Source organism: Streptomyces sp. NPDC056222 (assembly GCF_042264065.1).
Taxonomy (GTDB): domain Bacteria; phylum Actinomycetota; class Actinomycetes; order Streptomycetales; family Streptomycetaceae; genus Streptomyces.
Genome location: NZ_JBHJTL010000035.1, coordinates 1 through 13,929, shown reverse-complemented (window position 1 = coordinate 13,929; position 13,929 = coordinate 1). Strand labels below are relative to the sequence as shown.

Below are 13,929 nucleotides of genomic sequence, written 5' to 3'. Positions count from 1 at the left end.
TAAGGACCCGGACAGCCTGTTGCATGTTACTTGCAGCAGCAAGAGGTTTGCGAGAAGTGGACCCCTTACGCTGGCGGCATGGACCGGAACCGGAGGCGCGACCGCGGGCTCGCCCGGCGCGCGCGGGTGGGCGCGGCCGGGGTGACTGCCGTGCCGGACGCGGTTGTTGCCGGGAGCCGTCTGGTTCTGGTGGGGTTCTTCTCCGCCCGCCGGAAGGACTTCGGTGCCCTCATGGAGGCCGCGACCGGAGAGGTGGCGGCGTGGGGCGGGCGGGTCGTGGGGGAGGTCGTCCAGCGCCGGGGCGTGTCCAGGGGCGGGGCGCGGCTGATGGGGTCGCCGTACTCCTCACGGACCGTGCTCGGCTCCGGCAAGCTGCGCGAAGCCGTCGAGCTCTGTGAGCGGACCGGGGCCGACGCCGTCGTCTTCGTCACGCCGCTGACGGAGCGTCAGCGTCACGTACTGGCGGGGATCTTCGCCCGTCCTGTGGCGAGCCTGGCCGATGCCCTCCGAGGCCACGCCCCGTCCGACGCCGACGCCGACGCTCAGCCGCCCGCGCGGGCGGCGCGTACGGAAGCGGAGTTCCGCATCAGCAGCGCGTAGACCGCGGAGGTGACCGCGATGCCGACGGGCAGCGCCAGGTCCATGCCGGTCAGGGCGGCGGCGATCGGGCCCGTGTACGCGGTGTTGACGCAGAGCGCGGCCGCGGTCACACCGGCGCCGAGTGCGATGGCGCCGGACAGGTTGACACCGCCGGAGTACCAGAAGGGGCTCTGCCGGGTCTCGTCCATGAGCGCGAGCCCGTCGTAGCGGTTGCGGCGCAGCAGGATGTCGGTGGCGTAGAGGGCCGTCGCCGGGCCCAGCAGGACGACGGTCAGCTGGAGCACGTTGCTGACGGTGTCCAGGAAGTTGGACACCAGCAGCGCGTACAGGGTGAGCGCGGAGGCGACCGTGCCGTCGACGATCACGCTGAGCGAACGGCGGATGCGGATACCGACGGCCTGGAGGGCGAGACCGGCACTGTACGCGGTCAGGGCGTTGATCGAGATCGTGCCGAGGACCAGGGCGATCAGGAAGACAGGGTAGAACCAGCCGGGCAGGATCTCCTCCAGCGCGGTCTGCGGGTCGGTCATGTCGACCGCCGTCGCGGCCAGCGCGCCGAGCGAGCAGACCGCGACGCTCGGCAGGAAGCCGCCGAGTGCGGTCCAGCCGACGACTGCCCTCGAGGAGGCCGTACGGGGCAGGTAGCGGGAGAAGTCCGCGCTCGTCGTGTACGAGAGCGGGCCGGAGGCGATGACGGTGACGCCGGCGAGAAGCGTCGCCCACAGGTCGACACCGGTCAGCGGCGCGTCGGGTCCGTGGCCGAAGTCCGCGCGCATCAGCACCGCGTAGGCGACCACACCGAACGCGGCGGTCAGGGCGATCGTGATCGGCAGGTACAGCTTCACGATCAGTGCGTGTCCGTAGACGCTGATGGTCAGGGTGAGCGCGGCGATGGCCAGGACGACGGCGGTCTTGACGACGGTGTTCGTCGGGAGGCCGACCTTCTCGACGAGAGCGAAGGCCGCGCTCGCGGCCGCGGCCAGATTCAGGGCGAAGTAGCAGACGGAGATCATCCAGCCGGTGACCGCGTTGTTCACACGGTTGCCGCGGACGCCGTACATCGCACGCGTGATCACCTCGCTGGGCGCGCCCGCCGCCGGCCCGGACATCGCCAGTACTCCGGTGAGCAGCCAGAACAGATTGCCCACCACGATCACCAGGAGAGCCTGCGCCAGGCTCAGGCCCATGAGGATCAGAGCCCCGCCGATGACCAGGCTGAGGTAGTTCACGTTGGCCGCCGCCCAGATCGCGAACAGCTCACGGGGTCGTCCATGACGCTCGCCGTCGGGGATGTGATCGATGCCGTGGACCTCGACCCGTCCCGCCCGGTCGGTGACCGGCGGCGCGCCATCGGCGCCGGGGCGCGGGTCGGGAATGGTGGAAGTCATGAGGTCCTCCGGATACGTGTGGTGCGCACCTGCTTGCTTATTGGTCGCACACTCAATAGCATCGCCGGTATGTCGTCAAGCGTCCAGCGCAAACGAGTTCGCAAGTCACCGGAGGCCCGGCGGGCGGAGATCGTCGAGGCCGCGGCCCGGGTCGCCCTGACCGAGGGCCTCGAAACCGTCACCCTCCGGCGGATCGCCGAGGAGCTCGACGTACGACCGGGTCTGATCAGCCACTACTTCCCCTCGGCGGAGGATCTCGTCGCCGAGGCGTTCAGCACGGCGGCCACAGGCGAGCTCGACGCGCTGCTGCCCGCGGACCGGTCCGACGGGACCCCCACGCAGTACCTCGCGCGCTACTTCGCCCTCTCCGTCGGAGAGGCGTACGACGACATCAGCCGGCTCTGGATCAACGCCCGGCACCTCAGCCGCTACCGGCCCCTGCTGCGCGACCGGGTCGCCGAGCAGGAGCTGGCCTCCGACGACAGGCTGGAGGGGCTCATCCGGGACGGAGTCGGAACCGGGGAGTTCCGTACGGACGACCCCCGCGCGACGGCCATCCAGATCCTGGTCGTCCTCGACGGCCTCGGCGCCCACGCGAACACCGACCGCAGCAACCGGCCGGAGGTGGTGACGCGTATGGCCGTCACCACGGCGGAACGCGAACTCGGTCTGGCGAGCGGCAGCCTCGACCGGGTCGCCCCGCTACCGGATCCGGGTGCCGGGGAAGCCACCGGCACCGGCACCGGGGCGCCCTCCGGCGAGGCCGGCGGGGACGCTTCCCCCGGCACTGCTTCGTCCGGCGAGGCCGGCGGCCGCCCCGCGCCCACCACCCCCCACTGACCGACCACTGCCCCGCCCTTCCTCCCGCTTCTTCCTGGAGCCCCTGTGCGCACCTCTCTCGTCCTGCTCTCCGCCCGCATGCTCGACCCGGTCACCGGACGTCTCCTGCCGGAGAGTGCCCTGGCCGTGGCCGGAGGGCGGATCTCCGCCCTGGGGGACGACCGCGAGATCCGCGCGCTCGCCGACTCCTCGACGACCGTCGTCGACCTCAAGGGAGGCGTCGTCACCCCTGGCCTGACCGACGGCCATCTCCACCCCGTCTCCGGCGCCGAACTCACCCACGGCCTCGACCTGTCGGGCTGCACCGACCTCGACTCCGTGCGCGAGGCACTCGCCCGCGAGATCAGGACGCTGGAGAGCGGCGCATGGCTCTTCGGCTGGGGCCTGGACCCCAACGTGTTCGGCGACCGGCCCGTCGAGTCGGCCGCACTCGCCCCTGTACTCGACGGCGTACCGGCCCTTCTCCAGCTCTTCGACGCCCACTCCATGCTCGCCAGCCCCCGCGCGCTCGAACTGGCCGGGGTCGACGGACCCCGAACCTTCGACCAGGCCGCCGAGATCGTCTGCGACGACGCCGGCCGGCCCACCGGCCTGCTCCTGGAGGATGCCGCCTGCGAGCTCGTCGAGCGCGCGGCACCGCAGCCCACGCACCCCGAACGCCGGGAGCGCCTCGCCGCCGCGCTGCGCGCCATGGCCGCGGCCGGTCTGACCGGCGGGCACGCCATGGACGCCAACGGCGAGAGCCTCTCCCTCTACGCCGAACTCGACGCGGTCGGCGCGCTTCCCCTGCGCCTGCGCGTCGCGCCCTGGTGCCAGCCCGGCACCGACGCGGACGGGCTGCGCGCGCTGATCGAGCAGCAGGGCACCGGCGGCGCACTCTGGCGCACCGCCGGCGTCAAGCTCTTCATGGACGGCACGATCGACAACGGCACCGCCTGGCTCGAGCACCCGGACTGCCACGGGGAGTCCACCCACGCCTTCTGGCCCGATCCCGCCGCCTACACCCACATCATCGGCGAACTGCACCGGGCCGGGGTGCCGACCGCCACGCACGCCATCGGCGACGCGGCCGTCCGCCATGTCCTCGACTCCGTGGAGAAGGCCCAGGCCGGCGACCGCAGCGGGGTACGGCACCGCATCGAGCACATCGAGAGCGTGCCGGACGACACGCTGCGCCGCTTCGCCGAGCTGGGCGTCATCGCGTCCATGCAGCCCACGCACTGCTGCGACTTCACCCGCGCCGACCACACCGACAACTGGTCCCGCCGCCTCGGCGAGGAGCGGGCCTCCCGCGCCTGGCGCTGCCGCGACCTGCGGGACTCCGGAGCATCCGTCGTCCTCGGATCCGACTGGCCCATCGCGCCGTTCCCGCCGCTCGGCGTCATGGCGGGCGCCCGGCACCGCCGCCCGAGCCGCGACCTCACCCAGCCGCCGCACGGCCCCGAGCAGGCGCTCACACCCCTGGAGGCGCTCCAGGGGATGACTCTCGGCCCCGCGTTCGCGGCGGGCGAGGACCGTGAGGCGGGCCGACTGGCCGTCGGATACCGCGCCGACCTCACCGTCCTCGCCGACAACCCGCTCACCGTCGCGGCCACCGAACTGCCGGACCTGCCCGTCCTCCTCACCGTCCTCGACGGCCGGCCCACGCACCGCGACGCGAGCCTCTGATCCGCGCGATCGGGACGGTTCAGCCCTCGAAGACGCCGAGGCCGCCGACGTACGTGGCCTCCACGCGCAGGCCCGCCAGTTCCGGGGCGGACACGGTGTACGGGTCGCGGTCCAGGACGACGAGGTCGGCGAGCCCGCCCGGCCGCAGTGTTCCCGTGTCGTCGAGTCCGTTGACGTACGCGGAGCCTGCCGTGTAGGCGGTGAGGGCCGTGGAGAGGTCGAGCCGCTGATGCGGCAGGAAGATCCGCTCGGGGTCACGGCCCGGCTCGACCCGGTTGACCGCGACGTGGATCCCCTCCAGGGGTGCGGCGGAGCTGACGGGCCAGTCGCTGCCCGCCGCCAGCCGCGCGCCGCTGCGGTGCAGATCCAGGAACGGGTACTGCCAGGCCGCACGCTCCGGGCCGAGGAACGGAATGGTCAGCTCGTCCATCTGCGGCTCGTGCGCCGCCCACAGGGGCTGCAGGTTCGCGACCGCGCCGAGCTGTGCGAAGCGGCCGATGTCGTCGGGGTGCACGACCTGGAGATGGGCGAGGTGATGACGGTTGCCGCGCTGTCCGTTGGCCTTCCGGGCGGCCTCGACGGCGTCCAGGGCCTCACGGACCGCGCGGTCGCCCAGGGCGTGGAAATGCACCTGGAAGTCGAGGGCGTCGAGCTCGGTGACGTACCCGCGCAGGGCGACGGGGTCGACGAAGCTCAGGCCGGCGTTGCCCGTGGCGCAGCCGCAGGAGTCGAGGTACGGAGCGGTCATGGCGGCCGTGAAGTTCTCGGCCACGCCGTCCTGCATGATCTTCACCGAGTCGGCCCGGAACCGGCCGTGGCGCAGCGCCTCGCGCCGCTCGACGAGGTGGGGGATCTGCTCGGCCCCGGCGTCGCGGTCCCACCACAGGGCGCCGTTGACACGGGCGGTCAGAAGACCGCTTTCGGCGGCCGTCAGATAGGTCTCGGAGACATCGGGATGGCCTCCGTACGAGCCGAGGATGGCGTCCTGCCAGGCGGTGATGCCGTACGAGTGCAGCAGCCGCTGGGCGCGCTCGAGTCCGGCCAGCAGGTCATGGGCGGTGGGCGCAGGCACGACCCGGCCGACCACGAGGACCGCGCCCTCCTGCAACATGCCCGAGGGGGTGCCGTCCGGTTCGCGTTCGATGCGCCCGTCGGCCGGGTCGGGCGTCGAGGCGGTCACGCCCGCCAGCTCCAGGGCGCGGGTGTTGGCCCAGGCGCCGTGGTGGTCCCGGTTGGTCAGCAGGACCGGACGGTCGGGCACCAGCTCGTCGAGTATCTGCCGGGTCGGCAGTCCGCCGGGGAAGCTCTCCATCGACCAGCCGGCCCCGGTGATCCACGGGCGCTCGGGATGGGCGGCGGCGTAGGCCGTGATCCGCCGCCGGTACTCGTCGAGGTCCGTGGTCCCCGACAGGTCGCAGGCCCCCAACTCCAGCCCGGCGTAGACCGGATGCACATGCGCGTCCTGGAATCCCGGCAGCAGTGCGCGCCCCGCCAGGTCCACCACCCGAGTTCCCGGCCCGACCAGCTCACGTACTTCCTCGTCGCCGCCGACCGCGACGATCCGCTCCCCGGCGACGGCCAGTGCCGTGGCGCGGGGGGCTGAGGGATCCATGGTGAGGACGGCACCCGAGAGGAAGACGAGATCCGCGTGACGCATGGGGAGTTGCTCCTTGACGAGGTGGTACCAGGTGGTACCAGGTGGTACCAGGTGGTACCAGGTGGTTCGGGGTGGCGCCGATCGCGACGGCGTTCGTGGTCGTGCCCGTGCGCGGTCAGCGCGCGACGGAGTCCGGGACGGAACGCGCGACGGAGCGTGCGACGCGGAAGCCGACGTCGTCGACGCGGAACGTCGGGTGGCTGCGACGGCGCGCGGATGCCCGGCAGCTCCAGTGCTCGTCGAACCAGCCACCGCCGCGCAACACCCGGTAGGACCCGTAGACCTCGGCGTCGTAGACGTCCCAGCACCAGTCCCACACGTTGCCGAGCATGTCGTGCAGCCCCCATGCGTTGGGTCGCCTGCCACCCACCTCGTGAAGGCGCTCGCCGGAGTTGCCGCGGTACCAGGCGATCTCGTCGAGGGGCCCGTAACGCGGTCCGTCCGAACCGGCGCGGCAGGCGTGCTCCCATTCGGCCTCGGTCGGCAGCCGGTAGCCGCCGGCCGACCTGTCCCACACGATGCCGTCGCCTTCACCGGTTTCGTCGATGGTGTAGGCGGGTGCGAACCCTTCCCGCTCGGACAGGGCGTTGCAGAACCGGACGGCGTCCCACCACGACACCCCCTCGACGGGTAGCCGATCCCCCTGCGCGGTGCTCGGCCGCTGTCCGGTGACGTCGGCGTAGCGCCCCTGCGTGACCGGGAACCGCGCGAGCTCGTACGGGGCGACGTCCACCGACCAACGGCGCTGCGTCCGCCGGTCCGACAGCGTCACCCGCCCCGCGGGGACGGAGATCATCGCCGTGTCCTCGGCGGCTGCGCTCGTGCGCGTCATGACAGGGACTCGGCGACGACGGCGGCAGCGTCGGCGATCAGCTTGTTGTCGTAACGAGCTTCCAGCGCGGGGCGGTTGGACATGACGGCCAGGACGACGGGCGCGCGGCCGGGCGGCCAGGCGACGGCAATGTCGTTCCGCGTGCCGTACGTGCTGCCCGCCCCGGACTTGTCACCGACCACCCAGCCCTTGGGCATCCCGGCCCGGATGAGTTCCGTGCCCGTGGTGCTCGTCTTCAGCCACGTCGCCAACCGGGCGCGTTCGGCGGCGCCCAGGACGTCACCCACGACCAGGGCGCGAAGGTCCTGGGCGAGTGCCTTCGGTGTACTGGTGTCGCGCGTGGCACCCGGCGCCCATTCGTTCAGCTGCGGCTCGCGGCGTTCCATCCGGGTGACCTGGTCGCCCCACTCGTCGAGCATCGCGTCGAGCCTCTCGGGGCCGCCGAGTTGATCGAGGAGGAGGTTGGCCGCGGTGTTGTCGCTGTGGCGCACGGCGGCGTCGCACAGCTCGTTCAGGGTCATGCCGGTGCCCACGTGCTTCTCGGTCATGGGGGAGTGGTCCACCAGGTCGCCCTGGGAGTAGGAGACCTTCCTGCCCATCCCGCCCGAGGTGTACGTGTCCAGCACGGCACCGGCGGCGAGGGCCTTGAAGGTGGAGGCGAAGGGGAAGCGGGCGTTGTCGTTGTACGCCACCTCACGACCGCTGCCGGTGTCGATGGCGTACACACCCAATCGCGCGTCGTAGGCCCGCTCGAGCTCGCGGAACCGCGCACTCACGGGCCGCGCGGCGGCCGCCCCGGGCGCGGACGCCCGCGGCGCCGAGGGCGGTGATGACGACGGCGTGGCCGCCGTGCCGCCCTGGCCGCAGGCCCCGAGCGGGACGAGTGTCAGGACGGCGACCGCGGCGAGAAGACAGCGCCGGGTGCGGCTGACGGGGCGGGCGAGGGTGCGGTTGCGGACATGCGGCATGTCCCCAACCTACCGACCCCGTCGATCAACTGCGGCGAGCGGCGGGGCCGTGCGCCCGGATCAGCGGCCGGGGCGCTCGTCTCCGCCGAGGGTCGCGGTCACGGAGTCACGGACGGACTCCGGCGACGCCGCCTGCATCCAGCCGACCCAGTCGGAGGGCGAGGGCGGTCGTGGGGACCAGTGCTCCAGGGCCTCGCTCCGCACTTCGGCGCGGGCCTGCTCAGGCACGACCGCCGGGGGAACGAACCGTCCGCCCGCCAGCCGTACATGCTCCTCCCAGTGGTCCTGCCAGAACTCGACCGTCCAGCCCGGCCAGCGGGCCGCCATGTCGGGCGCTCCCGCGACGGCGTCGAGCAGCCACCAGCCGACGCGTCGCCGCGCGGGATCGACATGGATCCCGGAATCGGCGGCGAGCGCGTACACACCGTGGTCCGGCGCGTCGGCGAGACGGTCGACGAGAGCGGGCCCTTCGGCGATGGGGTGGTCGTTGACACCGGAGAGCACATGGCAGCGGGCGGTGTCCGGCCCGCCGATCGTGACGACGCGCACCAGGGGGTCGGGATCCGCCAGCTCCTCGTCGTCGAGGTCCAGCGCCGACTCCGGGTAGATGGTTCGATGCGGTTCACGCACCCCCTCCGGGTCCAGGCCCAGACGAGCGGCGAGCTCGGCCGAGCCGTCGTACGACCAGCGCAGCTCCCAGCCCGGCCAGGCGCGCCGCAGCAGCTCCCAGGTGGCGACCCGATGGCGCATCTGCGTGACCGGACCTTCCAGCGCGAAGAACAGCAGGGTCCTGCTCCGCAGATCGATCAGCGCCCCGGCCTCGCACATCCCGTCGTCACGCCACCGCCCTTCCACCCGGCTGCGTGAGCGGAGGAGAGGAACGACGACATCGGGCCCGGCCAGCAGGTCGAGGTCGAGGCCCACCGCTCCGAAGCGCGCCTCGTACACCTCGTGCCCGTCGGTACCGCCGTCCTCCGGCACCACCACATACGTCGCCCAATCAGCCATGCCGGGAATGATCCCCCGGGGCGGACGCGGACGCCCAGCGACATTCGGCGAGCCCGGCGTGCCGACGGAGGGATCCCGGAGCATTCTGGAAGGAGGAGAGGGGGCGCAGCGAGGACGGAGAGGACACCATGACGGCTCCTCCCAGCGGTCCGCGATGGTCGGCTCAGCCGCCTCCGCCCGGCCCGCAGCAAGGGCGCCGCGCCTGCTTGACCACAACCCTGATCGTCCTCGTCGTGCTTGCCCTTCTGTTCGTCGGTGGGATCGTGGCCGTGGTCCTCTCCATCGACGACCCGGACAGCGACGACCCCGACGGCCCGCTCGGCGACGTGCGGATCACCGCCTGCCAGGTGGACTCCGCCACGAAGTTGCCGCACGCGGAGGTGACGGTCACGAACCGCAGCAGCAAGCCCAGCGACTACCTCATCAGCGTGGAGTTCGTGGTGCCGTCCCGCGACCGCGTGGCGGAGGCCAACGCGACCGTCGACCACCTGTCGCCGGGCCAGGCCTCGCAGGGCCGAGCGCAGAGCCTGTCGCAGTTGCGAGCACGGTGGAGTGCAGGGTGACGGACGTGATCCGCACGGCCTCGTGACCGCCGGACCGACTCCGGAAACTCGTCTCGAGGGATTGCCGCGTGAGCGATGACTTCCTGAGGCGGAGGCGGTCTGAACCCATGACACCGTTACGTTGGAGGGAATGGTCATGGTTGATGTCGAGACCCGTACGCTCGAGGCCGCCGGCGCCACACTGCAGTACGACATCCGGGGCACCGCGGACGGAGCAGCGGCCGATCACCCCACGTTGTTCATGATCGGCTCGCCCATGGATGCCACCGGTTTCGCGACGCTTGCGTCGCACTTCACCGACCGGGTCGTCGTCACGTACGACCCGCGGGGCGTCAGCCGCAGCGACCGTACCGACGGCGCGACGGAGTCCACCCCCGAGGAGCACGCCGACGACCTGCGGCGCGTGATCGAGGCGCTGGACGCGGGACCGGTGGACCTGTTCGCGAGCAGCGGCGGGGCGGTCAACGCGCTCGCTCTGGTGGCCCGGCACGGAGACCTGGTGCGTACGTTGGTCGCGCACGAGCCGCCGACGGCGCAGGTCCTCCCGGACCGGGAGACCGCGCTGGCGGCCTGCGCGGACATCCACGACACCTATCTGCGGGAGGGGATGGGACCGGCGATGGCGAAGTTCTTCGCGGTGGCGAGCCGCAAGGGACCCTTCCCGGCGAACTGGGCGGACGAGCCCGCGCCCTCTCCGGCCGACTTCGGACTGCCGACCGAGGACGACGGCTCGCGCGACGACCCGCTGCTGGGCCAGAACATGCGCGGCTGCACGAGCTACCGGCCCGACTTCGACGCGCTGCGGGCCGCTCCGACTCGCATCGTCATCGCGGCGGGCGAGGAGTCGGAGGGCGAGTTCCCCGCCCGCGCCGCTGCGGAGATCGCCACCGGGGTGGGCACCGCGCTGACGCGCTTCCCGAGCCACCACGGTGGTTTCCTGGGCGGCGAGTTCGGTCAGGAGGGTGCCCCGGCGGACTTCGCGAAGACCCTGCACGAGGTGCTGGACAGCGACCACTGACGCACCGTCACGGCATCGGGCATGTGCTGCGGAGACGTACGTTCCCCCGACCGCGATCGGTCCGGGGAACGTACGTCTTCAGGGTGTGCGGCCGGTCCGGGTCAGTTCACGAAGACCGGGGCGCCGGCCTGCGTGGTGTCCTGGACGGGGCCGTACTTCGCCGAGAAGTAGCCGTTGGCCGGGCAGGTACCCGGGCCACTGGCCTTGGTGAACAACTGGTTCGTGAAGGTGAGCGAGTTGTCGGTGTTGGAGGGGGACGCGGTCAGTCCGGTGGCCCGGTAGACGCAGGTCGTCACCCCCAGGACGGTGTTGATCTTCAACGTGGTCTGGATCGGTCCGGTGCTGCCCGCGCTCACCGTGAGACTGCCGCCGGAGGTCACGGACGTGGTGTACGGCAGGTTGTTGACCGTGATGCTCTGCACACCGGTCGCCCCGAAGATGTTGGTCGTACAGCTGCTCAGGGTGTGGGAGTTGAGCGTCTCGGTGGCGGTGCCGGGCGCCGCGGGATTGCTGGTGACGGTGGCCGAGAAGGCCGAGGCGTTGCAGGTGATGCCGGTGCTGCCGCCCGAGGTGGTGGCGATCTTGGCGTTCGTGCCGGAGGACAGCGACGCGGCGACGACATCGCCGACGGCGACGGCGGGGCCGCTCGCGCTGCCGGTCGTCAGCACACTGCCGGCGGCGGTGGCCGCGGACGTGGCCGCCAGGACGGCGGCGACGGCAGTACCGGCGGTGGCTAACAGGGCTCGCTTGTTCATGGTGGGGGTTCCTTTCGATCCAGCGGTGAGGGTGGTGGAACTCGGCTCTGCCCCGGGGGATGCCGGACAGCGCCGAGCACGGCTCCCAGCGGCGTCCGCCGCCGGGGATCGGCGGGCGTGGGTGAAGGGGAGCGTGGGGAAGGGGGCTGGGGGTGAAGAGGAGCGAAAGATGGAACGGTGCGGCCGGGCGGCGTGGGGTGCGGCACGGCGGAGAACGCCGATCGAGGGGGAACACGGCTCGTACGGGCGTGCAAGCGGGACGCGATCACCACCGGGCCGATCCGGCGCCACGGATCGGCGGAGCGGTGTCGCGGGACACGGTGGAGCGTGATACACGGAGGAGCGAGATACGCCGTGCGGTGTGTGGTGGTGGAGACGATCCCGTCTCGCGGAGCTCCTCCACCGGACACACGAGAGGAAAACCCATCAGGGTTGTAAACCTGCCGAGTATGTGACGTCAACAGCCCTGGGGGATGTGGCCGATGAAGAACGCTCGCCCGACCGAGGAGAGACGGATCCTGCCGGGAGCCCGCACGGGCCGCGAACCGGAACGCTCCCTGCGCCCGGGACCGCGACGGATGACGCCCGAACAGGTCGCGTCCCGGCAGCGGGAGCGGCTGCTCGACGGTGTCGCCCGAACCGTCGCGGCGAACGGGTACGGCGGTGCCCGGATCAGCGACATCTGTGCTGCCGCGGGGGTGACCCGTCCGGTGTTCTACGCCCTGTTCACAGGCAAGGAGGACGCCGTGCTGGCCGCGTACCGCGGCGGTACACAGGTGGTGGTGAGGGCCATGCAGGAGGCATACGACGAGGCGGGCGGCGGAGCGCACTGGCCGACGGCCGTACAGGCCGGGCTGCGGGTGATGCTGACACTCCTCGGGCAGACGCCCGCCTTCGCGAGAATGGTGGTCGAGATCGAGTCCACCGGGCCGGCCGGGCGACGGGCCCGTGCCGAACTTCTGGCCAGTTTCCGCCGGTTCTTCGTGGACGCGCCCCCCGCTCCGCCCGGTGTGGAGAGGGAGGAGCTGGTGGCGACCGTCGTCGGGGCCGTGCACGCGGCGGTCCACCGCGCGGTCGATGAGGACCGGACCGTGGAGCTTCCGCGGCTCCTCGACATCCTGGTGCATGTCGTCGTGTCACCGTTCACGAGCCCCTGAGACCCCGCCGGCACTGTCGGTCTGCATGGTCAACATCCGCTATTCGCACAGTAGTTGACTCGGGAGTAATGTCGGGCGTACGGTCCGAGAGGTTCCCTGCGGCATGCCGCCTCGGCACGAGTCCGAGGAAGACCCAGGCAGGTGGGGGAACCGTCCGCGCCAGGACATCGCCGCCACAGGTCTGTTTCCTCACTCATGTCAGGAGCACCTCATGGCTCTGTCCGAAGACCCCACGGGCACCACCTCCTCCTTATCCCCGGGCGACGGCTCCGAGCGGCGCGGCAGAGTGCGCTTCCGGCGCGCGGCACTGATGGGCGCACCCGCCTTCGCGATCGCCTCCACCCTCGTCGTCCTCACCGCACAGGGCGCGCTCGCCGCCCAGTTCGCCATCTCCGGCATGCCGTTCACCGTGACGGCCGACACCCTGCAGGGCACCGGCTTCGGTCAGTTCGGGGGCCTGGACAACATGCCCGAGGGCAGCCCCAACGCCGGCGACACCGGGGGGCAGGTGCTCGTCATCATCACCGCCATCCGCGAGGCGGAACTCACCAACCTCTGCCAGAGCGTGGAGCTCGGCGGCACCTTCCTGCACATCACTGCGGGCAACAAGGGCACACCGGTGAAGGCGTCGGGGCTGACCACGGACTCCACCGAGATCTCCGGCAAGGTCGCCGCGTTCGACAACATCGAGATCGGCGGGGACGCCAGCACCTTCGACAAGCCCCCGGTCAAGGGGCCGCTCGGAGTCTTCGGTCAGCAGGCGGACACCGTCACCATCAAGAACGTACGCCAGACCAACTACGCCACCACCGCGACCCGCTTCACCCTGCCCGACCTGCACATGAGCTTCAGCTCGAGGGGCTGCTGACCATGACGGCGGGGTCGGAGACCACCGTCGAACCAGCGGACACCGGCCCGCCCGCCCCGAGCGGACGGCACCCCTGGCGGACGTTCCGCCGGTGGCGCCACCGCCGCCCCTTCGGAGCGGGCCTCGCCATCGTCCTGGGCGGCGCCGAGATCCTGCTCACCCAGCAGGCGAGCATCTCCGTCGTCCTCACGGCGGGCGCGGACAGTCTCGTCGGCTACGTACTGCCGGTGATCATGATTCTGTGCGGCGTACTCGTCGTCCTCAACCCACGTCAGCGGCTGTTCTACTCGATCGTCGCGGTCCTGGCCTCGCTGGCGACCTGGGTCACGTCGAACCTGGGCGGCTTCTTCGTCGGCCTGCTCCTCGGCCTCGTCGGCAGCTCACTCGCCTTCGGCTGGCTCCCCGACCAGCCGAGGCGCCGATGGCGCCGCGCGGGCACGCGCCCGGAGAAGCGGGCGTGACACCCTGACCGATACCTGACCCACGCACCCGCCGGGGGGGGGGGGGGCCCCGGCGGGGGCCCCCCCCCCCCGGGGGTGGGCCCCCCCCCGCCCGGGCGGGCCCCCCCCCCCCCCCCGGCCGGTGGTGAGCGCCGGGTATCTGTACC

Annotated in this window: 14 protein-coding genes; 8 read left to right on the top strand and 6 right to left on the bottom strand. The window is 71.8% G+C overall.

Translation table 11 applies throughout. The annotated features are described in order from the left end of the window. The first annotated feature begins 78 nt into the window (after positions 1–78). The gene (locus ACFC0D_RS18410) at positions 79–600 is read left to right on the top strand and encodes a hypothetical protein (protein WP_376436640.1); all 522 of its coding nucleotides are present in this window, start codon (positions 79–81) and stop codon (positions 598–600) included. On the opposite strand, the gene ACFC0D_RS18405 is transcribed toward ACFC0D_RS18410, so the two are convergent. Then, positions 543–1,988, bottom strand: a complete 1,446-nt coding sequence (locus tag ACFC0D_RS18405; RefSeq protein WP_376436638.1) for a purine-cytosine permease family protein — start codon at positions 1,986–1,988, stop codon at positions 543–545. The genes ACFC0D_RS18410 and ACFC0D_RS18405 overlap by 58 nt on opposite strands. Positions 1,989–2,057: 69 nt before the next feature. Here ACFC0D_RS18405 and ACFC0D_RS18400 point away from each other — a divergent pair, with 69 nt between their 5' ends. Together ACFC0D_RS18400 and ACFC0D_RS18395 are read left to right on the top strand one after the other, a co-directional pair. Continuing rightward, the gene (locus ACFC0D_RS18400) at positions 2,058–2,828 is read left to right on the top strand and encodes a TetR/AcrR family transcriptional regulator (protein WP_376436635.1); all 771 of its coding nucleotides are present in this window, start codon (positions 2,058–2,060) and stop codon (positions 2,826–2,828) included. A gap of 45 nt (positions 2,829–2,873) precedes the next feature. Then, positions 2,874–4,496: an amidohydrolase gene (locus ACFC0D_RS18395; RefSeq protein ID WP_376436632.1), complete on the top strand. Its 1,623-nt coding sequence runs from the start codon at positions 2,874–2,876 to the stop codon at positions 4,494–4,496. A 19-nt stretch (positions 4,497–4,515) separates the two neighbouring features. Here the strand turns inward: ACFC0D_RS18395 and ACFC0D_RS18390 are convergent, their stop codons facing one another. From ACFC0D_RS18390 to ACFC0D_RS18375, 4 genes are all read right to left on the bottom strand, one after another. Continuing rightward, complete coding sequence (locus ACFC0D_RS18390; protein ID WP_376436629.1) at positions 4,516–6,153, bottom strand: amidohydrolase; 1,638 nt, start codon at positions 6,151–6,153, stop codon at positions 4,516–4,518. A 115-nt stretch (positions 6,154–6,268) separates the two neighbouring features. Then, positions 6,269–6,985: a formylglycine-generating enzyme family protein gene (locus ACFC0D_RS18385; protein ID WP_376436626.1), complete on the bottom strand. Its 717-nt coding sequence runs from the start codon at positions 6,983–6,985 to the stop codon at positions 6,269–6,271. After that, the gene (gene bla / locus ACFC0D_RS18380; protein ID WP_376436623.1) at positions 6,982–7,953 is read right to left on the bottom strand and encodes a class A beta-lactamase; all 972 of its coding nucleotides are present in this window, start codon (positions 7,951–7,953) and stop codon (positions 6,982–6,984) included. Before bla ends, ACFC0D_RS18385 begins: the two co-directional genes overlap by 4 nt. Before the next feature lie 60 nt (positions 7,954–8,013). Then, positions 8,014–8,961, bottom strand: coding sequence for a hypothetical protein (locus tag ACFC0D_RS18375; RefSeq protein WP_376436620.1), 948 nt, complete (start codon positions 8,959–8,961; stop codon positions 8,014–8,016). Positions 8,962–9,167: 206 nt separating this feature from the next. Between ACFC0D_RS18375 and ACFC0D_RS18370 the strand changes: the two genes are divergently transcribed. Then, positions 9,168–9,524, top strand: a complete 357-nt coding sequence (locus ACFC0D_RS18370; RefSeq protein ID WP_376436617.1) for a hypothetical protein — start codon at positions 9,168–9,170, stop codon at positions 9,522–9,524. 130 nt (positions 9,525–9,654) lie between these two features. Beyond that, positions 9,655–10,542, top strand: coding sequence for an alpha/beta fold hydrolase (locus ACFC0D_RS18365; RefSeq protein WP_376436614.1), 888 nt, complete (start codon positions 9,655–9,657; stop codon positions 10,540–10,542). 101 nt (positions 10,543–10,643) lie between these two features. Here ACFC0D_RS18365 and ACFC0D_RS18360 read toward each other — a convergent pair whose 3' ends face one another. Further along, positions 10,644–11,297, bottom strand: a complete 654-nt coding sequence (locus ACFC0D_RS18360) for a Tat pathway signal sequence domain protein (protein ID WP_376436611.1) — start codon at positions 11,295–11,297, stop codon at positions 10,644–10,646. A gap of 482 nt (positions 11,298–11,779) precedes the next feature. Between ACFC0D_RS18360 and ACFC0D_RS18355 the strand changes: the two genes are divergently transcribed. From ACFC0D_RS18355 to ACFC0D_RS18345, 3 genes are all read left to right on the top strand, one after another. Continuing rightward, complete coding sequence (locus tag ACFC0D_RS18355; RefSeq protein ID WP_376436608.1) at positions 11,780–12,454, top strand: TetR/AcrR family transcriptional regulator; 675 nt, start codon at positions 11,780–11,782, stop codon at positions 12,452–12,454. A 211-nt stretch (positions 12,455–12,665) separates the two neighbouring features. After that, positions 12,666–13,322 carry a DUF6230 family protein gene (locus ACFC0D_RS18350; protein ID WP_376436605.1) on the top strand — a complete coding sequence of 219 codons (657 nt, stop codon included), beginning with the start codon at positions 12,666–12,668 and terminating at the stop codon, positions 13,320–13,322. Positions 13,323–13,324: 2 nt separating this feature from the next. Continuing rightward, positions 13,325–13,783: a DUF6114 domain-containing protein gene (locus tag ACFC0D_RS18345; protein WP_376436602.1), complete on the top strand. Its 459-nt coding sequence runs from the start codon at positions 13,325–13,327 to the stop codon at positions 13,781–13,783. Positions 13,784–13,929: the final 146 nt, after the last annotated feature.